The sequence below is a fragment of the Dasania marina DSM 21967 genome, assembly GCF_000373485.1.
Classification (GTDB): Bacteria; Pseudomonadota; Gammaproteobacteria; order Pseudomonadales; family Dasaniaceae; genus Dasania; species Dasania marina.
The window spans coordinates 380,847-402,770 of sequence record NZ_KB891576.1 but is presented as its reverse complement, the minus strand read 5'-3'; the positions used below and the strand labels follow the sequence as shown (position 1 = coordinate 402,770).

Sequence of the window (21,924 nt, the reverse complement as noted above, 5' to 3'; positions counted from 1 at the left end):
TAACAGTTAGCTGATGATTAGCGCTTATCCAGCGGTACAAACTTACGCTGTGTTGGGCCAACATATAACTGACGAGGGCGGCCAATTTTAGAGTTGGCAGCTATCATTTCGTTCCAGTGCGCTATCCAGCCCGGGGTGCGACCTACAGCAAAGATTACCGTGAACATGCTGGTAGGTATGCCCATAGCTTTTAAAATAATGCCTGAGTAAAAGTCTACGTTGGGGTAGAGCTTTTTCTCTATAAAGTAGGGGTCTTCTAGGGCTATCTCTTCTAGGCGCTTAGCGACAGCCAGTAGAGGGTCTTGCACGCCTAGCTCATTCAGCACGTCGTCAGCGGCTTTTTTCATCACCTTGGCCCGTGGGTCAAAGTTTTTGTATACGCGGTGGCCAAAGCCCATTAAGCGGAAGGGGTCGTTCTTGTCTTTCGCTCTGGCGACAAACTCGTCTATGCGCGAAACATCGCCAATTTCCTCTAACATAGTAAGTACTGCTTCGTTGGCTCCACCGTGTGAGGGGCCCCATAGCGCGGCTATGCCCGCTGATATACAGGCAAAAGGATTGGCGCCGGTAGAGCCCGCTAAGCGTACAGTAGAAGTAGAGGCGTTTTGCTCGTGATCGGCATGGAGTATAAAGATTTTATCCATGGCGTCGGCCAGCACGGGGCTGACGTGGAACTCTTCACAGGGATTGCTGAACATCATATATAAAAAGTTTTCAGCATAGTTCAAGTCATTGCGCGGATAGGTAAAGGGTTGGCCTATAGAGAACTTGTAAGCCATGGCCGCAATGGTAGGCATTTTGGCAATTAAGCGTATCGCTGATTTTTGGCGGTGCTTGTCGCTAGTGATATCTAAAGAGTCGTGATAGAAGGCGGAAAGAGCGCCTACTACGCCACACATAATGGCCATGGGGTGGGCGTCGCGCCTAAAGCCTTTAAAGAAGGCAGATAGTTGCTCATGCACCATGGTGTGCTGGGTGACTAATTCAACAAAGCGTTCTTTTTCTTCTTTAGTGGGCAGCTCGCCGTTCCATAGTAGCCAGCAGGTTTCTAGGTAGTCTGAGTGCTCGGCTAGCTCGTCTATAGGGTAGCCGCCATGTAGTAATATGCCTTTATTACCATCTATATAGGTAATTTTCGATTCGCAGGCCGCTGTAGAAACAAAGCCTGGGTCATAGGTAAACATGCCTTGGGCAGTGAGGGCGCTAACGTCAACAACGTCAGGGCCTAAAGAGCCTGAATAGATAGGAAGTTCAATAGGGTCTTTACCGGCTATGGTTAGCGTGGCTTTTTTATCTGACATGCAAAACTCCTGAAAGCAGTGCGTTGTAGCTGCTGCCTTATGTTCATTTTTAGATATCGGATCACTATAGAGTTTTGCCTAGTCTTGTCAATTGGATTTTCTGGAGTGGTGTAGAATGGTAGCAGTCGCCCCCATAGTCTGGGGCCTGCTTTCGTATTTGTTTTATTTATAGTCGTTATATCTTTTTTGGCCTATGGCCAGTTGCTGCTTCCGTCTGCTTACTATTTGCACAGCCAGAAGCTCGCTAGTGACGGTGTCGTATTAGCCATGCATAGGCTATTCTGTAGTGGCTTATGAATTGGCAAGCATAGCTGTTTGTGTTTCAAAAAGTATCAGCCTATAATTCCGCGCGAATTCTAATATCAGTTCAAGTGTTTAAATAGTAACAACAATCTACATACGTTGGCTGTTTGGAATGTCGCTTCACTCCATTGAACCGCCCCTTGGGGCCATGACAAGTGTGATAAAAACCGTGAATGATAAACGACCTGTAAATCTCGATATTGGCAGCATAGATCTGCCAATTACTGCCTACGTATCGATTTTGCACCGTATCTCAGGTGTGATACTCGTTGCTGGAGTTGCCGTATTACTGTGGATACTCGATGCTTCATTAAGCAGCGAAGAAAGCTTTAATGCAATTAAGGCCAGTACCGGCTCTTTCTTTTGTAAATTAATCGTCTGGGCAGTGTTATCTGCTTTGATTTACCACACTGTGGCAGGTGTTAAGCACTTGATCATGGATTTGGGTATAGGTGAGTCTTTTGAGGGCGGTGTTGCTGGCTCTAAAATTGTCTTTGCCGTATCTATTGTATTAATAGCCTTAGTGGGGGTGTGTATATGGTAACTTCAGTTACCAATTTAGGTCGCAGTGGCCTTTCTGATTGGATAATGCAACGCGTCACTGCTGTGGTGTTGTTGGCGTACGTGATTTTCATCTCTTATGTGTTGCTAGTGTGCAGCCCTGATTACCAAGAGTGGAAGTCCTTATTTGAAAATACCGCTATGCGTGTTTTTAGCGCTGCGGCTATTTTGGCTATCGCCATGCATGCTTGGATAGGTATGTGGTCAGTCTCTACCGATTACTTAACAGAGCGCACTCTGGGTTGTAAGGCCACCTTTATCCGTCTTACTTTTCAAGCGATATGCGCGGCCGTCTTATTCACTTATGTAGTCTGGGGCATCCAGATTTTGTGGAGCTAAAAAATTATGTCTAATATTAGAACTATTACCTACGACGGCCTTATCGTCGGCGGTGGCGGCGCGGGTATGCGCGCAGCACTGCAGTTATCACAGTCGGGTTATAAAACTGCGGTAATCACTAAAGTATTTCCTACCCGTTCGCACACAGTATCAGCGCAAGGTGGTATTACCTGTGCAATTGCTTCTGCGGATCCCAATGATGATTGGCGCTGGCATATGTACGATACCGTTAAAGGTTCCGATTACATCGGTGACCAAGACGCTATCGAGTACATGTGTAACGTAGGCCCAGAAGCCATCTACGAATTAGATCACATGGGTTTGCCTTTCTCGCGCACCGAAGAGGGTCGTATTTATCAGCGCCCTTTTGGTGGCCAGTCTAAAGGCCCTGATAATCCTACCCAGGCTGCACGTACTTGTGCGGCGGCTGACCGTACCGGCCATGCGTTGTTACATACTTTGTATCAAGGCAACATGAAAAACGAAACCGTTTTTTTAAACGAATGGTACGCCATAGACTTAATTAAAAACCAAGACGGTGCCGTAACCGGTGTTATCGCCATTTGCATAGAAACTGGCGAAGTCGTACACGTTAAATCAAAAGCTACGGTACTCGCCACCGGTGGTGCCGGCCGTATATTCGCCTCTACCACTAACGCCCACATCAACACCGGCGACGGTATTGGCATGGCACTACGTGCTGGTGTACCGGTACAAGATATAGAAATGTGGCAGTTTCACCCCACCGGTATTGCGGGTGCAGGTGTATTGGTTACAGAAGGTTGTCGCGGTGAAGGTGGTTACTTGATCAATAAAGACGGCGAACGTTTTATGGAACGTTACGCGCCTAATGCCAAAGATTTGGCCGGCCGTGATGTTGTTGCTCGCTCTATGACCTTAGAAATTTTAGAAGGCCGCGGTTGTGGCCCCGATGGTGATCACGTTTACTTGAAACTAGATCACTTGGGCGAAGAAGTATTAGAAAGCCGCTTGCCGGGCATTTGTGAATTGTCACGTACCTTTGCCCATGCAGATCCTGTTAAAGAGCCTATCCCTGTTGTGCCAACCTGTCACTATATGATGGGTGGCGTGCCTACCAATGTTAATGGCCAGGCCTTAACGTTGGATGCTAACGGCAATGAAAAAATCATCGAAGGCTTATACGCCTGTGGTGAGGTTGCTTGTGTATCGGTACATGGTGCTAACCGTTTGGGTGGTAACTCACTGCTTGATCTTGTTGTGTTTGGTCGCGCTTCTGGTCTGCACATCGAGAAGTCGTTACGTGAAGGCATCGATTTACGTGATGCGTCTGAGAGCGACATCGAAGCTTCAATGGCTAGATTGAACAAAGCCAACGAAAGTACCGGTGGCGAAAAAGTGGCTGACCTGCGTAAAGAGCTACAAAATGTTATGCAAAACCACTTCGGCGTATTCCGTCGCGGCGACTTTATGCAAGATGGCATTAAAAAGCTGGCTGACCTACGTGGCCGTATTGAAAATGCGCATCTGGAAGATAAGAGTAATGCGTTTAACACCGCGCGTATCGAACGCCTAGAGTTGAACAACTTATTTGAAGTGGCCGAAGCAACAGCGATAGCCGCCGAAGAGCGCAAAGAAAGCCGCGGTGCACATGCGCGTGACGACTTCCCGGATCGCGATGATGAAAACTGGTTGTGCCACTCTATGTACTTCCCAGAAGACAAGCGTGTGGGCAAGCGTGCGGTAAACTTCAAGCCGAATATTGTTGAACCATTCGAGCCAAAAATTCGTACTTACTAAGGGGTTTGCTGCAATGTTGAAAGTTAGTATTTATCGTTATAACCCTGAGACTGACCAAGAGCCGTATATGCAGGCTGTGGAAGTGGATACGGGTGGCAAAGACTTAATGGTTCTAGATGTATTGGAGCTAATGAAGGGCAATGACCCTAGTGTTTCATTCCGTCGTTCATGCCGTGAGGGTGTGTGTGGTTCTGATGGCATGAATATCAACGGTAAAAATGGCCTAGCTTGTATTATGTCTTTATCCGAGGCATTAAAAGGCGGTGACACCTTAATTCTGCGTCCGTTGCCAGGTTTACCGGTTGTTCGTGATTTAGTGGTTGATATGGGCTTGTTCTATAAGCAATACGAAAAAATTAAGCCATTCTTGATCAATGATACGCCAGCGCCAGCAATTGAGCGTTTGCAATCACCGGAAGAGCGCGAAAAGTTAGATGGTTTATACGAGTGTATCTTGTGTGCCTGCTGTTCTTCGGCTTGTCCTTCTTTCTGGTGGAACCCTGATCGCTTTATAGGTCCTTCAGGTTTGTTGCAGTCATACCGCTTCTTAATTGATAGCCGTGATACGGCTACCGCTGAGCGTTTGGCCGACTTGGATGACCCCTTTAGTGTGTTCCGTTGTCACGGTATCCAAAACTGTGTCAATGTTTGCCCTAAAGGCTTGAACCCAACTAAGGCCATAGGCCATATTCGTAATATGTTATTGCGCAGCGCAACCTAAGTTGCCTGTATTAAACGGTATAAATTTTAAACACGGCTAATAAGCAGGCCGTGTTTAAAATGAAAGTTTAAATAATGACTACGAATTTTTTTATATAACAGCTACACTACTGGCGTGTAAAAAAACCGAATGTAATCCATTAAGTTTTTTACACGCCAGTAACTTTATTGCTAGCGGTATTATCTTCTTCGCAGCAATATTGGTAAAAGTGGATGGGTGTCGCTTTTACAAGGTAGTGCGTTCAAAAGACGTGCTGCTTAACTGGGGAATAGTGGTATATCCATACTGAAAAGGGGGCTTCAGTCGTTATATTTCATTATTTCTTTATTTGATTGTCATGGTTTACACGACCAGTCCCCACACTTCAAAAAAGGTGGACAGTAATGCAAGAAAGCCCAATGGAATTGCTATGGAGCAGTTCCCACATTTCTGGTGGCAATGCGGCCTATGTTGAGGATATGTATGAAATATACCTCTTCGACCCCAATGCTGTATCAGAAGAATGGCGTGAATATTTTGAAAAGCTACCGCGGGTTAACGAGGGCAGCAAACAAGATGTGCCGCATTCAACCGTTAGAGAACACTTTGCGCAGTTAGCCAAAACACGGGTAAAACCTTTATCGGTAGAATCTGATACTGCAGTAAGCGATCATGAGCGCAAACAGGTAAGAGTTATCCAGTTGTGCAGTGCGTATCGCCAACGTGGCCATCAACATGCCAAGCTGGACCCTTTGGGTTTAAAGCAGCGCCCAGCCATACCCGATTTAGATTTACACTACCACCAACTCTCCTCTGCTGATCATGAAACCGTATTCCAAACCGGTAGCCTGTTTATAGGCAAAGACCAGGCTACACTCAAAGAAATCATAGACTCCCTAGAGCATACTTACTGTAGCTCTATAGGTGCTGAGTTTATGCACATAGTGAACACCGAAGAGCGTCAGTGGATACAGCAGCGCATGGAATCGGTGCGTTCCAAACCCGAATTTAGTTCAGAAGTAAAAACCCATATATTAGAGCGTTTAATCGCCGCCGAAGGCATGGAGAAGTCGCTGGCTTCTAAGTACCCTGGCGTTAAACGTTTTGGTTTAGAGGGTGGGGAAAGCCTGATTCCCATGTTGGATTGCATGGTGCAGCGCAGTGGCTCCTATGCCGCCAAAGAAATGGTTATAGGCATGGCACACCGTGGTCGCCTTAATGTGTTGGTTAATATCTTTGGTAAAAAACCGGCAGAGCTGTTTGCCGAGTTTGAAGGTAAGGCCGAATACCATGGTTCAGCTGATGTAAAATACCATCAGGGATTTTCATCCAACGTGATGACAGCAGGTGGCGAAATGCACCTAGCGATGGCGTTTAACCCTTCACATTTGGAAATTGTTTCACCTGTGGTAGAAGGCTCAGTACGTGCCCGTCAAGACCGACGTAAGGACGAAGCTGGCGATAAGGTTGTTCCCATAGTCATACACGGCGATGCTGCTTTTGCTGGTCAGGGTGTGGTGATGGAGACGTTCCAAATGTCGCAAACCCGCGCCTATAAAACCGGCGGCACCATACATATAGTGATTAACAACCAGGTGGGCTTTACCACCAGTCGTCGTGAAGATACTCGCTCTACCGAATACTGTACCGACGTGGCGAAAATGGTGCAGGCCCCGATTTTTCATGTCAACGGTGACGACCCCGAAGCGGTGCTATTTGTCAGCCAAATAGCGACTGATTTCCGTCAGGAGTTTAAAAAAGACGTGGTAGTCGATTTAGTTTGCTATCGCCGTCGCGGCCATAACGAGGCGGACGAGCCCTCGGGCACGCAGCCGCTGATGTATAAGCTTATTAAAAAGCAGCGCACCACCCGCGATTTATACTCGGATCGCTTGATTACCGAAGGCGTACTCAGCAAAGAGCTAGACGAACAGTTAATGAACGAGTATCGCTCCAGCTTAGAGAGCGGCCAGCATGTGGTTAAAAGCTTGGTGCACGAACCCGATAAAGAGTTGTTCGTAGACTGGTCGCCTTATATAGGCCACGACTGGGATTGCCCTGCCGATACCACGATAGATTTAAAGCAGCTACAAGAAATAGCCGTCAGAGTGAATACTGTACCGGAAGGTTTCCCGGTACAGCGGCAGGTGTCAAAAATTTATGAAGACCGCCGCAAAATGTTGGCCGGTGCTTTGCCTATAAACTGGGGGTTTGCTGAAACCTTAGCCTACGGTACTTTGTTGGAGGCCGGTTACCCGGTGCGCCTAACGGGTCAGGATGTAGGCCGTGGTACGTTCTCTCACAGGCATGCCGTGCTGCACAATCAAAATGATGGCAGCGCCTATGTACCGCTAAAAAATCTAGCCGAAGACCAGCCTGAGTTTACTATTTTTGACTCACTGCTATCGGAAGAAGCGGTATTGGCGTTTGAATACGGTTACGCCACCACCGCACCTGCAGGCTTAGTAATTTGGGAGGCGCAGTTCGGTGATTTTGCCAATGGCGCGCAGGTGGTTATCGATCAGTTTATTACCAGCGGCGAACACAAATGGCAGCGTTTATGTGGCCTGACTATGTTGTTGCCACACGGTTACGAAGGGCAGGGGCCAGAGCATTCCTCAGCCCGTTTAGAACGCTTTTTGCAATTATGTGCCGAGCATAATATACAAGTTTGCGTGCCCAGTACCCCGGCACAGGTGTTTCATATGATACGCCGGCAGGGTATACGGCCATTGCGCAAGCCGTTAATTGTGATGTCACCGAAAAGTTTATTGCGGCATAAAGATGCGACGTCAACCTTGGAAGAATTGTCGGAGGGTCATTTCCACACCGTGATGGATGGTAGCGATGTAGAAGATAAGGCGGCAGTGAAGCGCATCGTATTGTGCAGTGGCCGTATTTACTACGACCTGCGTGATACCTTACTGGAAAGCGGTAAAACGGATATAACTATTGTACGTATAGAACAGCTTTACCCTTTCCCTCATGAAGACCTGATAGAAATACTATTACGCTACCCTAATGCTACAGAGGTGAGCTGGTGTCAGGAAGAGCCTATGAATCAGGGTGCTTGGTATTCCAGCCAGCATCATATGCGCAGGGCTGTTCATGAGCTTAACCCTAAAATTTATTTAGATTATGCGGGGCGTGAAGCGTCTGCATCGCCAGCAGCAGGTTACTTAGCCCTGCATGTGGCGCAGCAGAACCAATTCATCGCCGAAGCCTTAGATTTACACTGAATTTTTAACCTATAGATCAGACTCATACTGTATTAATGGGTGTAAGGACATAATATGACCATAGAAATAAAAGCTCCAACTTTTCCAGAATCGGTAGCCGACGGCACCATAGCAACTTGGTATAAGCAACCTGGCGAAGCGATAGCGCGTGACGAAATTATCGTCGATATAGAAACGGACAAAGTTGTCTTGGAAGTATTGGCCCCCGCCGATGGTTCAATGACAGAAATTATTAAAGGCGAAGGCGAAACAGTCTTAAGTGACGAATTGATTGGTCGTTTTGTCGCCGGTGAAGTTGCTGCTGCCGAAGCTGCGCCTGCAGCAGCAGAAGAAACCGTAACTGCTAGCGGTAGCGATAAAGTTAGCCCTGCGGCTAGAAAGCTGATTAAAGAAAACAGCCTTAACGCTGACACTATCAAGGCTACCGGTAAGGGTGGCTTAGTCACTAAAGAAGATGTCGTTGCGCATTTAAAATCGGCACCCGCGCCAGCCCCTGTGGCGAAGCCGGTCACCGCTGACCCTGCACCTTTGGTTGAACTAGACCCCGGCCAGCGCCCAGAAAAGCGCGTAGTCATGACTAGGCTGCGCAAGCGCATAGCTGAGCGTTTATTAGAGGCCACTCATACCACCGCCATGTTAACCACCTTTAACGAGGTAGACATGGGCGCTATTATGGAGCTGCGTAAGCAATACAAAGATATTTTTGAAAAGTCTCACAACGGTGTGCGCTTAGGTTTTATGGGCTTTTTTGTCAAAGCCGCCACCGAAGCACTAAAACGCTTCCCTGCGGTAAACGCCTCCTTAGACGGTGACGATATTGTCTACCACGGCTATCAAGATATAGGTGTGGCCGTGTCTACAGAGAAAGGTTTAGTGGTACCGGTATTACGTGACACTGATCAAATGAGTATTGCCAAAGTAGAAGACACCATACGTGATTTTGGCTTGCGCGCTAAAGGTGGCAAGCTGGGCATCGATGAAATGCAGGGCGGTACCTTTACCATCACTAATGGCGGCGTATTTGGCTCCTTGTTATCGACACCTATTTTAAACCCGCCACAAACCGCTATCTTGGGTATGCATAAAATCCAAGAGCGTGTTATGGCGGTGAACGGCGAAGTTAAAATACGCCCTATGATGTACCTGGCGCTGTCTTATGATCACCGCTTAATTGACGGCAAAGAAGCTGTGCAATTTTTAGTGGCCATTAAAGAGCAGCTAGAAGAGCCTGCGCGCATACTCTTAGAGTTGTAAGTGGCGGCGATAGGCAGTAATACAATAGTTTGAAACTTTAAGCGTTCTTTATAGAGCGCTAGTAATGGGAAATATTATGGCTAATTACGATGTAGTAGTTATTGGTTCAGGCCCCGCGGGTTATGTGGCAGCGATACGCGCAGCACAGCTGGGCTTAAAAACAGTGTGCATAGAAAAAGAGAAGAGTAAGCAAGGCAAAGTTGGCCTAGGTGGCACTTGCCTAAACGTGGGCTGTATACCGTCTAAGGCTTTATTGGATAGCACCTACAAATACCACGAAGCTAAGCACGATTTTGATCTGCACGGTATTAGCGCTAAAGGCGTTTCTATAGATGTGCCTACTATGATTGCTAGGAAAGACGATATTGTTAAGCAGCTGACCACGGGTGTAGGCGGTTTGTTTAAAGCCAATGGTGTCGATGTGATAGAAGGTACTGGTAAAGTATTGGCCGGTAAAAAAGTTGAAGTCACTAAAGCCGATGGTTCGGTAGAGGTGTTAGAAGCCGACAATATCGTGATAGCTGCGGGCTCATTGCCCGTAGCCATTCCACCGGCGCCTGTCGACCAAAAGGTTATTGTAGACTCTACCGGCGCATTAGATTTTAGCGAAACCCCTAAGCGTCTAGGTGTGATAGGTGCGGGTGTTATAGGTTTAGAGTTGGGCAGTGTTTGGGGCCGTTTAGGTTCAGAAGTGGTGCTGTTAGAAGCGTTGGACGACTTCTTACCGGCTATGGATAAACAAATCGCCAAAGAAACCCAAAAAATTCTTAAGAAGCAGGGCCTAGATATTCGTATGGGCGCCCGCGTAACCGGCACAGAAGTAAAAGGTAAAGAAGTTACCGTTACTTACAGCGATGCCGAAGGCGAAAAACAACAAGTATTTGATAAGTTGATTGTTTGTGTAGGCCGCAGGCCACAAAGCCAAAGCTTATTGGCTGCTGACAGCGGCGTGTCCTTGGATGAGCGCGGCTTTATATTTGTTAACGATTACTGTGAAACCGCCGTGCCGGGTGTGTATGCCATAGGTGACGTGGTGCGTGGCCCCATGTTGGCGCACAAAGGTTCGGAAGAAGGTGTTATGGTTGCCGAGCGCATCGTAGGCCAAAAAGCAGCGATGAACTACGAGACCATACCCGGTGTTATTTATACTCACCCGGAAGTGGCGGCTGTAGGTAAAACGGAAGAGCAATTAAAAGCTGATGGCGTCGCTTACAATATAGGTGTGTTTCCCTTTGCCGCTAGCGGCAGAGCGATGGCAGCCAATGAAACAGCAGGCATGGTGAAAATGATTGCTCACGCCGAAACCGATCGCATTTTGGGTTGTCACATCGTAGGACCCAGCGCGGCTGATTTAGTGCAGCAAATCGTTATCGCTATGGAGTTTGGCTCCAGTGCCGAGGATATTGCACTGACGGTTTTCGGACATCCTACCTTGTCTGAGGCCGTGCATGAGGCGGCGCTAGCGGTTTCTGGCCACGCCATACATATTCCAAACAAGAAAAAGCGTAAGTAATTCATGTGCTTAGGGCTATTGGCGAGCGTACAATAGCCCTCTAAGCAAAACATTTGCGGTAAGCATGAAAATTCGCCAAAATACGCCCCCCAATTTTGCTACTGTGCGCTTTAACCTTAATTAATGCAGGGCAGTACAATAACTGGAGTAGCCCGAGCTTAATTATTTTAAGTGACCGGTAGCTGCATCAATCCACAGACCAAAATGGTAAATCAACATGAACCTTCACGAGTATCAAGGCAAGCAACTGTTTGCTGAATACGGGTTACCTGTATCAAAAGGCTATGCCTGTGATACGCCCGAAGAAGCTGCTCAGGCAGCTGATCGCATAGGCGGTGACAAGTGGGTAGTTAAAGCCCAAGTGCACGCCGGTGGCCGCGGTAAAGCGGGTGGCGTTAAGTTGCTAGATAACAAAGAAGACATTAAAGCCTTTGCTCAACACTGGTTGGGCAAAAACTTAGTGACTTACCAAACTGACGAAAAAGGTCAGCCTGTTTCTAAAATATTAGTTGAAACTTGCACCGATATTGCGCAAGAGCTGTACTTAGGTGCGGTTGTTGATCGCTCTACGCGTCGTATCGTATTCATGGCCTCTACTGAAGGCGGTGTTGAGATTGAGAAAGTTGCGGAAGAAACCCCAGAGAAAATTCTGAAAGCCGAAATCGACCCCATGACAGGCGCACAGCCTTATCAGGGCCGTGAGCTTGCTTTTAAACTGGGCTTAGAAGGCGTACAAGTTAAGCAATTCGTACATATCTTCTTAGGCTTGGCAAAATTGTTCCAAGACAAAGATTTAGCCCTTATCGAAGTTAACCCTTTGGTTATTACTGAAGAAGGTAACTTGCACTGCTTAGATGCCAAACTTGGTGTGGATGGCAACGCGCTATACCGTCAAGAAGCGGTTCGCGCTATGCACGATCCTTCACAGGAAGATGCACGCGAAGCACAAGCAGCTCAGTGGGAACTTAACTACGTAGCACTCGATGGCAACATCGGCTGCATGGTTAACGGCGCTGGCTTGGCTATGGGTACTATGGACATTGTTAAACTACACGGTGGCCAACCTGCTAACTTCCTAGATGTAGGGGGCGGTGCAACTAAAGAGCGTGTATCTGAAGCATTCAAAATTATTCTTTCTGATGATTCAGTTAAAGCGGTTTTAGTTAACATCTTTGGCGGCATCGTACGTTGTGACTTAATTGCTGAAGGTATTATTGGCGCCGTTGAAGAAGTGGGCGTTACAGTGCCTGTTGTTGTACGCCTAGAAGGTAACAACGCAGAACTAGGTTCAAAAATACTAGCGGAAAGCGGCTTAAATATTATTGCCGCTAACAGCTTAAAAGAAGCTGCAGATGCAGCGGTTAAAGCAGCGGAGGGCAAATAATGAGCGTCCTAATTAATAAAGACACTAAAGTTATCTGCCAAGGTTTCACTGGTTCACAGGGTACCTTCCACTCAGAACAAGCGATAGCATACGGCACTAAAATGGTAGGTGGTGTTACACCTGGCAAAGGTGGCCAAGAGCATTTAGGTTTGCCTGTATTCAACACTGTTGCTGAAGCAGTAGAAGTGACCGGTGCTGATGCCTCTGTTATCTACGTACCTGCGCCTTTCTGTAAAGATTCTATCTTAGAAGCGGCTAACAGCGGCATTAAACTTATCGTTTGTATTACCGAAGGCATTCCTACTTTGGATATGCTTGAGTGTAAAGTGAAGTGCGATGAGTTAGGTGTAGTGTTAATTGGCCCTAACTGCCCAGGTGTTATCACCCCGGGTGAATGTAAAATCGGCATCATGCCTGGCCACATACACTTGCCAGGTAAAGTAGGCATAGTATCGCGTTCAGGTACGTTGACCTATGAAGCGGTCAAGCAAACTACTGATGCTGGCTTTGGTCAGTCTACTTGTGTAGGTATAGGCGGCGACCCGATTCCTGGTTCTAACTTCATCGATATCTTGAAGTTGTTCCAAGAAGACCCTGCTACTGAAGCGATTGTTATGATTGGTGAGATAGGCGGTACTGCAGAAGAAGAAGCAGCGGCTTACATCAAAGCTAACGTAACCAAGCCTGTAGTATCTTACATAGCTGGCGTAACAGCGCCTGCCGGTAAGCGCATGGGTCACGCCGGTGCAATCATCTCTGGTGGTAAAGGTACTGCTGACGAGAAGTTTGCAGCCTTACAAGATGCCGGTGTTAAAACCGTACGCAGCTTGGCTGACATAGGTGAAGCATTGGCTGAGATTACCGGTTGGTAAGCTTGCTTTAATGCAGTAATAAAAAAGGGCGCTAATTTAGCGCCCTTTTTTTTGGCTGGCTATACATACTTATCAGGCTTAGCGGCAATACTTTCTGGTTATAAAATGTACGACAAGGGGTGGAAACTTTCGCCTTGGCTAAGATTTGCTACACTGTTTTTATCGTTTAAAAAGATAATGAATTTGATGTTAAAAACAATCCCTGTTAAAAAACTGATTACCGGCATGTACCTGCACAAGTTATGTGGCTCATGGGTGCAACACCCTTTTTGGCGCAGTGCTTTTTTACTGAAAAACCCCAAAGATATTAAGACGATTATCGATAGCGGTGTGGCTGAGGTTATTATCGATACCAATAAAGGCTTAGATGTGCAGCTTGAAGTTTCTCCCGCTACTCAGCCCGATACACCAGCTAAGGTAGCTGCTGCCAGTACCGACCCTGCTAAGCCCACTGCCAACAAGCAGAAAAATAAATTGGCCGAATGGCGACGTGCAAAGGCGATTTGTGAGTCCTCGAAAGAGGCGATGACTAGCATGTTTCAGGATGTGCGCATGGGCAAGGTGGTGAACGTGGATGCGGCGCAGCCACTAGTGGATGAAATATCATCGTCCGTGAGTAGTAGTGCCGATACCTTAATCACCATGGCTAGGCTTAAAACCTGTGACAACTATACCTATATGCACTCCGTGGCGGTATGCGCCATGATGATAGCGCTGGCGCGGGAGTTGGGCTTGAGTGAAAAACAGATAAGTTTAGCGGGGGTGGGTGGCTTAATGCATGATTTAGGTAAAGCCATGATGCCGCTGGAAATACTGAACAATCCCGGCAAGCTCAGCGAATTAGAATTTAGTGTGATGAAAACACACCCGGCAGAAGGCTATAAATTACTGCAAGCTAACAAAACAAAGCAGCTAGAGGTGTTGGATATAGTGCTGCACCACCATGAAAAATTTGATGGCACAGGCTATCCCCAAGGCTTAAAGGGCGAAGATATCAGCTTGCTGTCGCGCATGGCTGCGGTTTGCGATGTTTATGATGCCATTACCTCAACCAGACCGTACAAAGAAGGCTGGGACCCAGCCTTATCGCTAAAGCGTATGATTTCTTGGCAGGGCCATTTTGACCCGCAGATATTACAAGCCTTTGTGAAAATTATTGGTATTTACCCTATAGGCGCTTTGGTTAGGTTGGAGACTGGGCGCTTGGCGGTAGTGATGGAGCAAACATCAGGGCGGTTGTTGGCCCCGCTAGTTAAAGTGTTTTTTGCCACCAAGCCCAAAGGCCCTATCGCCATAGAACTAGTCGATTTAGCTGCGCCACGCTGTAAAGATCGCATAGTAGGCCTAGAAAATGCTGAGCAGTGGGGTTTTAAAAATTTAGAGGATTTATGGCAGCCTCAGTAGCCTTATTGTGATACTGCACGGTAATTCAGTTGATTGTTTAATGACCGTGTTGTGTATCGCGCAATCTCCATAGTAGTCAAACACCTCCCCCTCTTCATAACTAGTTTATATAATTAAATGTGACTCTTAGAGGCTTGCTTTCGTCTTAAGTTTATAAGGACTCAGTATTTTTATTCACAGAGTTATGCGATGAATGAAAAACATCCAGTTATAAAAAACTAAACTAAGAGGTAAGTTATGAGAAATAAAATATTAGCGCTATCGGTTATTGCAGGGCTAGGAACTGTTAATGGGGTTCATGCTGAAGAGTCATCGTGGCAGGTTAAACCTGGCCTTAAAGCATTACATTTTGATAATAAACGCCAATTAGAAGAAGACAGTGTCGGCGGATCCTTGGGTTTGGAATATCAATACGGTCGCTGGGGTACTGAGCTACAGGTATGGGGTAATGATGGCGAAACAGAGAGCGCCGGTAATGATGTCGATATTTATGGCGCCTATATCAACCAATATCTTTATTTTAATCAGGGTTCAAAAATACAGCCTTATTTTTCTATGGGTATCGGCCATGCTGATTTTGAAAGTGATTTTTTTGATGAGCAAGAAACACAGGCCAATATTGGCGTAGGTGTTAACTATGCAATAAATAAGCAGTTTAGTTTATGGGCCGATGTACGCGGTATACACGGTTTTGATGACTCAACTAATGATACCGCCTTAGGCATGGGTGTTTCTTATCGCTTTGGCGCGAGCAAGGCTACGCTTGCTATGATTGTAGCGCCCAAGCCTGTTGATAGAGATAGAGATAGAGACGGTGTTGTTGATAGCGTCGATGCTTGCCCTAATACGCCAGCGGCTACGCCGGTAGATGCTAAAGGTTGTGCATTAGATAATGACGGCGATGGTGTTGCGAACAATATAGACCAATGCCCTAATACCCTTAAAGGCGACAAGGTTGATAAAGTGGGCTGCAAAGTGAAAGCCACCCGTGTAGAAGAAATACGCTTAAAGGTAAGCTTTAATTCAGGCACGGCCCAATTTTTACCTGTGTATGATGCTGAAGTTATGAAGTTAGCGCAATTTATGAAAAAGTTTAGCGACTTAAACGTGATCATAGAAGGCCACACGGATAGCTCAGGCTCAGAAGCCTTTAACCAAACGTTATCAACTAAGCGTGCGCAGTCTATTAAAGACGCTTTAGTCTCGCGTTACGGTATTGCCGAAAAACGTGTCACCGTGAAAGGTTATGGTGAGTCTATGTCTATAGCTAGCAATGATACTGCCGAAGGTCGTAAAGAAAATCGTCGGGTAATAGCGGCGCTAACAAAAACGGTAGTGCAATAAGTGGTGGAATAAGTAGTGCAAGAACAGGTAGTGTTAGTGAAAAAATAAAATAGAACTAAGCTATTGTTGTTAAATAAAATAGGGGTGTAGTGCGTAAGTGCTACGCCCCTTTATTATTAATACACCACTAATAAGCTTTATGTGGATGTGATGATGGCGGCGCTAAAATATTGGCTAGGAGCTAGGAGCTAGGAGCTAAAAGGAAAAAAACCATGGCCTAGTCAGCAGGGGCTAATCACTATGTTGGCGGTAACCTTATATTGATAGGTTTACTGTATTCAAAGAACGGCAGAATTTTATCAATTAGCGCCTGTTTTTCACTTCTCACCGGATAGACCGCATAGGCATACTTTTCTATAGGCTGTGCGTCGGTCACTATATGTAATTTTTTTTCTGCTATCTCTGTGGCGATCATTCTTGCGGGTAAATAGGCGCTGCCTCCTATTGCCAACATATGCGAGAGCGCCATTTTAGCTTGGGCAACTCGCAGCTGTGGTTCGGGGGCGTCGGGGTATAGCCTGCGATGCTGTAGTGCATGGCTTAGGCCCCAATCCACCATAATATAATCTTGGCTTAATGCCTGCTCCGCGGTGAGCTTTGCTGTGGCACTTACCATCACTAATTCTATTAATGCCACTTCTTGAATTTGCAGGGTTTCTAGTTGTGCGGGTTCTAGCATAAAAGCGATGTCTAGATGGCCATCTAATACACGCCGGGTTAACAGTTCGGGGGTATGTGTTTCCGCAATAATGGCAAGTTTGGGTAGTTGTGTCCGCAAGCTGTGAAACCAGTCTTGTAGTGCTACATCCCATAGCCGCAGGCTGCCCCCTAGGGATATTTGCTGCTGAGCCCCGCCTAAGGCTACTTCTTGCCTAGCTTTGCGCCAATCCGACAAAATCTTATCGGCGTGGCGAAGTAGGCGGTGGCCCTCGGGGGTTAGCTGTAAATCGTGATATTGGCGTTTAAATAAAGCCACCCCTAATAAGGCCTCCAATTGGCGTATGCGTGAGCTTACGGCCGCCTGGCTGAGGTGTAAGGCTTCGCCTGCTTGGCCAAAGTGGCGTAGGCGGTGTACTTCTAAAAAGGTGCGTAATAGCTCTAAATTCATGAGAGCACGATAAATTATTTTTACAAATGTGTCCAATAAATACCGTTTTATTTGTCGTGCAGGTGTTCTTACACTGTCTGCTATTGCTATCACAGGAGATAGTAATGGTTATCAATGTGGAGAGATAAGCATGAATAATGAACAAACAAAACCAACAGGCTTACCGCTAGCGATGAATATTGGCTGCGAGGAGACCACGCTAGTGCGTTTAGCCCGTATAGATAGCGTTTTGGGTGAGAGGGCGCGCTGTGTGCTTATTAAGCACCATTACAGCTGGATTAAGCAGCGTTGTTTACATATTTTAGCTAATGAGGCCAACGCCCATGATGCTGCACAAGATGTGGTGATTTTAATGTATAGAGCATTACCCAAATTTGAAGGCCGTTCTTCCGTGCGTACATGGCTGCATACCATTGTACATAACCAATGTGTTAGCCAAGTTCGTAAGCGTCAGCGCAGCGAAATGACAGGTCAACAGGAGGCTGTGATCACCTTGTATGAAATGGATCAGAGACATTTGTCGGGTTTAGCCGATTTAACTATTGACGATGTCCGTAACGCGCTGAGTAATCTGCCGCTACAGGTTAGCGAGATATTACAGTTGCGTTTTTTTAGTGAAATGAGTTTAGAGGAGATAAGTGTTGTGTTGGGAATAGGCCTTAGCGCCTGCAAAATGCGGTTATATAGATCTATTGATCAGTTTAAAAAAATATATGCACATGAAAGTAGTGAGCAAAGACTATTTGCTTAGCGACCAAGAATAGCAGGCGAAGGATTATTAGGTGGTACCTGCACTAAAAATCTATTTTATAAAATAGTTAAATTTAAAAAGGAATGTATGATGAAACTAACATCGAAAAAAATACTAATGGCAGCAGCAATTACAGCGGCTATGTCTATGTCAGCTGTAGCCAATGATGAAGATCTACGGGCATCCTTGTTTTCACAAGCTGATGATGCTTTACGCGCGGCTAATGCTGCTAGGGCAAATATATTAGCACCTGAAAATTATGAGAAGGCCGCCGATAACTATCGATCAGCTGAGAAGAAGCTTGAAAGAAAAAGAAATATAGATGCTATCAATGAAGATTTACAGGATGTTGTGCAATATTTAAATGCTGCCATCCAGGCGACACGCTTAGCTGAGGTGACTTTTGCCGAAGTGATACAGGCGCGCAATGATGCAGAAGCCGCCGAATCAGGGAAATATGCAAAAAAAGAGTGGAATGAAGCAGAAAAAAGCTTTTCTTCAGCGGCTAAAAAATTAGAGTCAGGTAGTGTCAGTTCAGCAAGAAAAAAAGGGGAGGATGCATTAAAGTTTTATCGTAGTGCTGAGTTACAGGCTATTAAAACAAACTATTTGTCAGAAGCTAAGCGGTTAATTGATAAGGCTGAGGATGGTGATGTCAAAGATTATGCCCCTAAGACCTTATTACAAGCCAAGCAGTTTTTAGCCAAAGCTGAAAAAGAACTGGAAGAAAACCGTTACGATACTGATGGCGCTAGATCGTTGGCTCGTTATGCAAAATATGAAGCTAAACACGCATTGTATCTAAGTGATATTGTTGAAGAGGTTGATGATGATAAGTTAAGCTTGGAGGATTTCATTATTAAGGCAGAGCGGGCTATTGATAGAGTGGCTAATGAGTTAGATTTAGCCGTAGATTTTGACGAGGGTCTGGATAAGCCTATAGATCAAATCATAGCTAAGCTAAGTATACTGCGTAAAGATTCTTATGAGTTAAGTCAGCGTAGAGAGGATATATTAGGGTTAGAGAAAGAGGTCGTTCGCCTGGAAAGTAAACTGGGTATACAATCAGATCGTATAAAGCAGCAAGAGCAAATGCGGCTTAAGTTCTCTAAAATTGAATCGCTGTTTAGTTCAGAGCAGGCCCAAGTTTATAGACAGTCAGGAAATGTGCTAATACGTATGGTAGGGCTTAACTTTAGTACGGGCCAATCTGTTATAGAGTCGAAATACTTTAGTTTGCTTAAGCAGGTTATTGAGGCTTTACAAGTGTTTCCCGGCGCCGAGGTGGTAGTGGAAGGGCATACTGATTCTTTTGGTGGCGATGCGCTTAATTTGAGAATTTCTCAGCAACGTGCCGATGCCGTTATGGAATACATAAAAGCGAACATGGCGATTGATACTATTAGTTCTACCGGCTTTGGTGAGTCACGCCCGGTGGCTAGTAATGAAACGGATAATGGACGTTTGAAAAATAGAAGAATAGATTTGTTAATAAAGCCTCGTCTATAGGCTGGGTAGAACTGGGGCAGTAAGGCCCCAGTTCTTTTTTTAATCGCTTAAGGAGTTACTATGCCACGTTTACTGATGGGGTTTTTATTGGTTCTATTTATGGTGTTGTTGGTGCAAAACTTAGCGGCCGTAGAGGTGAGTTTTTTATTTTGGAGCTTGTCTTTACCTAGGGTAGTGCTGTTAACACTTATTTTTTCTATGGGTGTTCTATTTGGTTATAGCTTGCATTGGCTTAAAAAGCCGAAATAATAGCTTTCTATAGCGCTAATTTGTATTGCCTTAGTGCCTTGTTACAGACCCCACGTCTTACCCATTCGGTTTGCACCGCACTATTGCTAACGCTCCAATCAAGATAGCCTTTGCAGATAAAGATATGGGTAGCTATAGAAAAGACGTCGATGACAAAGTATCGGTAAAACTGCTGTAAGGTCCCTTTTTTGATATGGCTAGACGCACTCAGGTGCCGGCTCCTGTGGTGGGTTAATACCGTAAATTAATTGCTTATTGTGTGTGATAAAAAACAACAATTATTTAGGTCGTGGTTATTAAGCCTTACTTTATGCGGTGCGTTATATTTTTTTCATTACTTTGTTGCACCGGAAAATAGGTATTAATAAAATTAATGTTCAAACTCTGTAAATAGCCACTGTTTAAATGCCAAAATGGCAGGTAGATCTATCGATCGTTCAGATGTTGAACTATTTTTCACAAATGCCGTGTCGTTCGTATACTCTATGGAAGCGAAGACTTACCCAATGCTGCTGGCAAAGATTTTTAATTGCAGCTCAACAGGCTAAAATAGTAGGCTGTAATACAGCTTCGTTTTTAACCTCTTTTTAACAACCGCTTGAATGTCGCATTAAACATATAGGATTAGTATGCAAAAACTCGAAGTGTTTCAATCGTTATGGGCCATGGGATTACGCCACCCCGATAAAGATGAGCGCAGCCATGAACAAAACTTTGCCATGGTGGCAGAGGCTGGTTACCACGGTATGTGCCTAGACCCTTCGTTAAACACTTTAGCGTTTTATGATGAAACACGGGAGTTATTCGATAAATACAAGCTAAAAAGCATGTTTAATCTATTCCCCAAAAAAGTAAACGAAATGAAGCCTCTGCTGGAATTTGCCAAAGGCTTTAACCCTGCCAAGGTCAACACTATAGGACAAGTGATGCCCATCGGTGTTGTCGGTGCTATACCGGTAATTTATCGCTGGCTGCAAGAGGCCGACGACATGGGTATTAATTTACTGTTTGAAACCCACCGCGACGGTATACTCAACGATCTTTTTTACACCTTGGAAGTTATCGATAATATTCCCGAGCTAGAACTTACCGGTGATTTATCGCATTTTGTGGTCGATAGGGAGTTTAGCCTGCCATTAAGCTTAAGGGATCAAAGTTTAATTCGCCGTATTTTAGAGCGCACCGATTGTTTTCAAGGCCGTATTGCCTGCCGCGAACAAGTGCAAATACAAATTGATTTTCCACAGCATCAGGAGTGGGTCAATGTTTTTAAAGTTTGGTGGCAGCAGGGCATGCGCTTGTGGCGTCAGCGCAACGCTAATGATGCCACCTGCATTTTTCTTTGTGAGTTAGGCCCGCCTAGCTATGCTATTACCGATGCCAAGGGTTATGAACTTTCCGATAGGTGGCAAGAGGCTTTGACCCTGCGCCGCTGGGCGCAAGAAATATGGGCAGAGCTGGATGAGGAGTTTGCACTTCAGGGCAAATAGCCCCCAAGCTTTTTTTGTTAGGGATATGTATTTGTGTGTTACAACTCAGCGTTGTGATACACGTTTTGCACATCGTCTAAATCATTAATCATATCCATAAACTTTTCGAACATGGGTAATGCTTCGGCATCTATAGGCGTGGTGTTTTGCGCTAGGTATTGAATCTCGGAAATTTCAAAGTCAATTTCTCCAAAGGTGTTTTCTAAGGCCTGCTTGGCTTTAAAGTATTCGGTGTGGGGCACAAATACCGTCATCAAACCGTCTTCGTGTTCTAGGTCGCTGACGTCTACATCTTCCATCATCAAGGCTTCCAACACGGCTTCTTCATCGTCGTTTTTAAAAACAAAAATGGCGCTGTGGTCAAACATGTGGCTGACGCTACCCTGGGTGCCTATTTTGCATTTGGTTTTGGTAAAGCACAGGCGCACATCACCGAAGGTACGGTTGGGGTTGTCGGTAAGGCACTCTATCATCACCATAGTGCTGCCGGGGCCATAGCCTTCGTATATCGCTGGGGCAAAGTCTTCGCCGCCGCCGCCCTTGGCTTTTTGCAGTGCTTTTTCTATAACGTGGCTGGGCACCTGGTCTTTTTTTGCACGATCTATCAAGCCGCGTAGGGTGAGGTTGCCGTCAGGCTCGCAGCCTCCCGCTTTGGCGCATACATAAATTTCACGGCCGTAACGGCTGTAAACCTTGGCTTTGGCGTCAGAGGTCTTAGCCATAGACTCTTTGCGGTTTTGATAGGCTCTGCCCATGGGTGTGCTCCAGAGAAATAAAGGCGTAATGTTAACGAAGATAGCGCGAAGATGGAATTATTTCACGCA

At 45.9% G+C, this 21,924-nt stretch carries 18 protein-coding genes; 15 read left to right on the top strand and 3 right to left on the bottom strand.

Annotation, left to right across the window (positions count from 1 at the left end; translation table 11 throughout):
* Positions 1-17 precede the first annotated feature (17 nt).
* Positions 18-1,301, bottom strand: coding sequence for a citrate synthase (locus tag B067_RS0106415; RefSeq protein WP_019529246.1), 1,284 nt, complete (start codon positions 1,299-1,301; stop codon positions 18-20).
* A gap of 472 nt (positions 1,302-1,773) precedes the next feature.
* Here B067_RS0106415 and sdhC point away from each other — a divergent pair, with 472 nt between their 5' ends.
* The 11 genes from sdhC to B067_RS0106360 all read left to right on the top strand — a co-directional run bounded on the left by sdhC (position 1,774) and on the right by B067_RS0106360 (position 15,993).
* Entirely contained in the window at positions 1,774-2,148 is a 375-nt protein-coding gene (gene sdhC / locus B067_RS0106410) for a succinate dehydrogenase, cytochrome b556 subunit (protein WP_026244471.1), read from the top strand.
* Positions 2,142-2,504, top strand: coding sequence for a succinate dehydrogenase, hydrophobic membrane anchor protein (gene sdhD, locus B067_RS0106405; RefSeq protein WP_019529244.1), 363 nt, complete (start codon positions 2,142-2,144; stop codon positions 2,502-2,504). Before sdhC ends, sdhD begins: the two co-directional genes overlap by 7 nt.
* Positions 2,505-2,510: 6 nt before the next feature.
* Entirely contained in the window at positions 2,511-4,283 is a 1,773-nt protein-coding gene (sdhA, locus tag B067_RS0106400; protein ID WP_019529243.1) for a succinate dehydrogenase flavoprotein subunit, read from the top strand.
* A gap of 13 nt (positions 4,284-4,296) precedes the next feature.
* Complete coding sequence (locus B067_RS0106395) at positions 4,297-5,004, top strand: succinate dehydrogenase iron-sulfur subunit (protein ID WP_019529242.1); 708 nt, start codon at positions 4,297-4,299, stop codon at positions 5,002-5,004.
* Between the two features lie 383 nt (positions 5,005-5,387).
* Positions 5,388-8,222 (top strand): 2-oxoglutarate dehydrogenase E1 component, encoded by a 2,835-nt coding sequence (locus tag B067_RS0106390; RefSeq protein WP_026244470.1) that lies wholly within the window; start codon positions 5,388-5,390, stop codon positions 8,220-8,222.
* A gap of 54 nt (positions 8,223-8,276) precedes the next feature.
* Positions 8,277-9,476 (top strand): 2-oxoglutarate dehydrogenase complex dihydrolipoyllysine-residue succinyltransferase, encoded by a 1,200-nt coding sequence (gene odhB, locus B067_RS0106385; RefSeq protein WP_019529240.1) that lies wholly within the window; start codon positions 8,277-8,279, stop codon positions 9,474-9,476.
* 76 nt (positions 9,477-9,552) lie between these two features.
* On the top strand, positions 9,553-10,989 hold the full coding sequence (lpdA, locus tag B067_RS0106380; protein ID WP_019529239.1) for a dihydrolipoyl dehydrogenase: 1,437 nt from the start codon (positions 9,553-9,555) through the stop codon (positions 10,987-10,989).
* 217 nt (positions 10,990-11,206) lie between these two features.
* On the top strand, positions 11,207-12,373 hold the full coding sequence (gene sucC, locus B067_RS0106375) for an ADP-forming succinate--CoA ligase subunit beta (protein WP_019529238.1): 1,167 nt from the start codon (positions 11,207-11,209) through the stop codon (positions 12,371-12,373).
* Complete coding sequence (gene sucD, locus B067_RS0106370) at positions 12,373-13,245, top strand: succinate--CoA ligase subunit alpha (protein ID WP_019529237.1); 873 nt, start codon at positions 12,373-12,375, stop codon at positions 13,243-13,245. The genes sucC and sucD overlap by 1 nt, the downstream gene beginning before the upstream one ends.
* A 186-nt stretch (positions 13,246-13,431) precedes the next feature.
* Complete coding sequence (locus B067_RS0106365; protein WP_026244469.1) at positions 13,432-14,649, top strand: cyclic di-GMP phosphodiesterase; 1,218 nt, start codon at positions 13,432-13,434, stop codon at positions 14,647-14,649.
* A 237-nt stretch (positions 14,650-14,886) separates the two neighbouring features.
* Entirely contained in the window at positions 14,887-15,993 is a 1,107-nt protein-coding gene (locus B067_RS0106360) for an OmpA family protein (protein ID WP_019529235.1), read from the top strand.
* A gap of 238 nt (positions 15,994-16,231) precedes the next feature.
* Here the strand turns inward: B067_RS0106360 and B067_RS0106355 are convergent, their stop codons facing one another.
* Positions 16,232-17,101 carry a LysR family transcriptional regulator gene (locus tag B067_RS0106355; protein WP_019529234.1) on the bottom strand — a complete coding sequence of 290 codons (870 nt, stop codon included), beginning with the start codon at positions 17,099-17,101 and terminating at the stop codon, positions 16,232-16,234.
* A gap of 130 nt (positions 17,102-17,231) precedes the next feature.
* Between B067_RS0106355 and B067_RS0106350 the strand changes: the two genes are divergently transcribed.
* The 4 genes from B067_RS0106350 (at position 17,232) to B067_RS0106335 (ending at position 21,100) form a co-directional block, all read left to right on the top strand.
* Positions 17,232-17,852, top strand: a complete 621-nt coding sequence (locus tag B067_RS0106350) for an RNA polymerase sigma factor (protein WP_019529233.1) — start codon at positions 17,232-17,234, stop codon at positions 17,850-17,852.
* An 87-nt stretch (positions 17,853-17,939) separates the two neighbouring features.
* Positions 17,940-19,361: an OmpA family protein gene (locus B067_RS0106345; protein WP_083921370.1), complete on the top strand. Its 1,422-nt coding sequence runs from the start codon at positions 17,940-17,942 to the stop codon at positions 19,359-19,361.
* A 60-nt stretch (positions 19,362-19,421) separates the two neighbouring features.
* Positions 19,422-19,610 (top strand): lipopolysaccharide assembly protein LapA domain-containing protein, encoded by a 189-nt coding sequence (locus B067_RS0106340; RefSeq protein WP_019529231.1) that lies wholly within the window; start codon positions 19,422-19,424, stop codon positions 19,608-19,610.
* A gap of 629 nt (positions 19,611-20,239) precedes the next feature.
* On the top strand, positions 20,240-21,100 hold the full coding sequence (locus tag B067_RS0106335; RefSeq protein WP_019529230.1) for a hypothetical protein: 861 nt from the start codon (positions 20,240-20,242) through the stop codon (positions 21,098-21,100).
* 38 nt (positions 21,101-21,138) lie between these two features.
* On the opposite strand, the gene B067_RS0106330 is transcribed toward B067_RS0106335, so the two are convergent.
* Positions 21,139-21,855, bottom strand: a complete 717-nt coding sequence (locus B067_RS0106330) for a YebC/PmpR family DNA-binding transcriptional regulator (protein ID WP_019529229.1) — start codon at positions 21,853-21,855, stop codon at positions 21,139-21,141.
* Between the last annotated feature and the right edge of the window lie 69 nt (positions 21,856-21,924).

Bases quoted from the DNA above. Each gene is read 5' to 3' on its own strand.
- B067_RS0106415 (WP_019529246.1), bottom strand. From the start codon at position 1,301: ATGTCAGATAAAAAAGCCACGCTAACCATAGCCGGTAAAGACCCTATT.
- sdhD (WP_019529244.1), top strand. From the start codon at position 2,142: ATGGTAACTTCAGTTACCAATTTAGGTCGCAGTGGCCTTTCTGATTGG.
- sdhA (WP_019529243.1), top strand. From the start codon at position 2,511: ATGTCTAATATTAGAACTATTACCTACGACGGCCTTATCGTCGGCGGT.
- B067_RS0106395 (WP_019529242.1), top strand. From the start codon at position 4,297: ATGTTGAAAGTTAGTATTTATCGTTATAACCCTGAGACTGACCAAGAG.
- B067_RS0106390 (WP_026244470.1), top strand. From the start codon at position 5,388: ATGCAAGAAAGCCCAATGGAATTGCTATGGAGCAGTTCCCACATTTCT.
- odhB (WP_019529240.1), top strand. From the start codon at position 8,277: ATGACCATAGAAATAAAAGCTCCAACTTTTCCAGAATCGGTAGCCGAC.
- lpdA (WP_019529239.1), top strand. From the start codon at position 9,553: ATGGCTAATTACGATGTAGTAGTTATTGGTTCAGGCCCCGCGGGTTAT.
- sucC (WP_019529238.1), top strand. From the start codon at position 11,207: ATGAACCTTCACGAGTATCAAGGCAAGCAACTGTTTGCTGAATACGGG.
- sucD (WP_019529237.1), top strand. From the start codon at position 12,373: ATGAGCGTCCTAATTAATAAAGACACTAAAGTTATCTGCCAAGGTTTC.
- B067_RS0106365 (WP_026244469.1), top strand. From the start codon at position 13,432: ATGTTAAAAACAATCCCTGTTAAAAAACTGATTACCGGCATGTACCTG.
- B067_RS0106360 (WP_019529235.1), top strand. From the start codon at position 14,887: ATGAGAAATAAAATATTAGCGCTATCGGTTATTGCAGGGCTAGGAACT.
- B067_RS0106355 (WP_019529234.1), bottom strand. From the start codon at position 17,101: ATGAATTTAGAGCTATTACGCACCTTTTTAGAAGTACACCGCCTACGC.
- B067_RS0106350 (WP_019529233.1), top strand. From the start codon at position 17,232: ATGAATAATGAACAAACAAAACCAACAGGCTTACCGCTAGCGATGAAT.
- B067_RS0106345 (WP_083921370.1), top strand. From the start codon at position 17,940: ATGATGAAACTAACATCGAAAAAAATACTAATGGCAGCAGCAATTACA.
- B067_RS0106340 (WP_019529231.1), top strand. From the start codon at position 19,422: ATGCCACGTTTACTGATGGGGTTTTTATTGGTTCTATTTATGGTGTTG.
- B067_RS0106335 (WP_019529230.1), top strand. From the start codon at position 20,240: ATGCAAAAACTCGAAGTGTTTCAATCGTTATGGGCCATGGGATTACGC.
- B067_RS0106330 (WP_019529229.1), bottom strand. From the start codon at position 21,855: ATGGGCAGAGCCTATCAAAACCGCAAAGAGTCTATGGCTAAGACCTCT.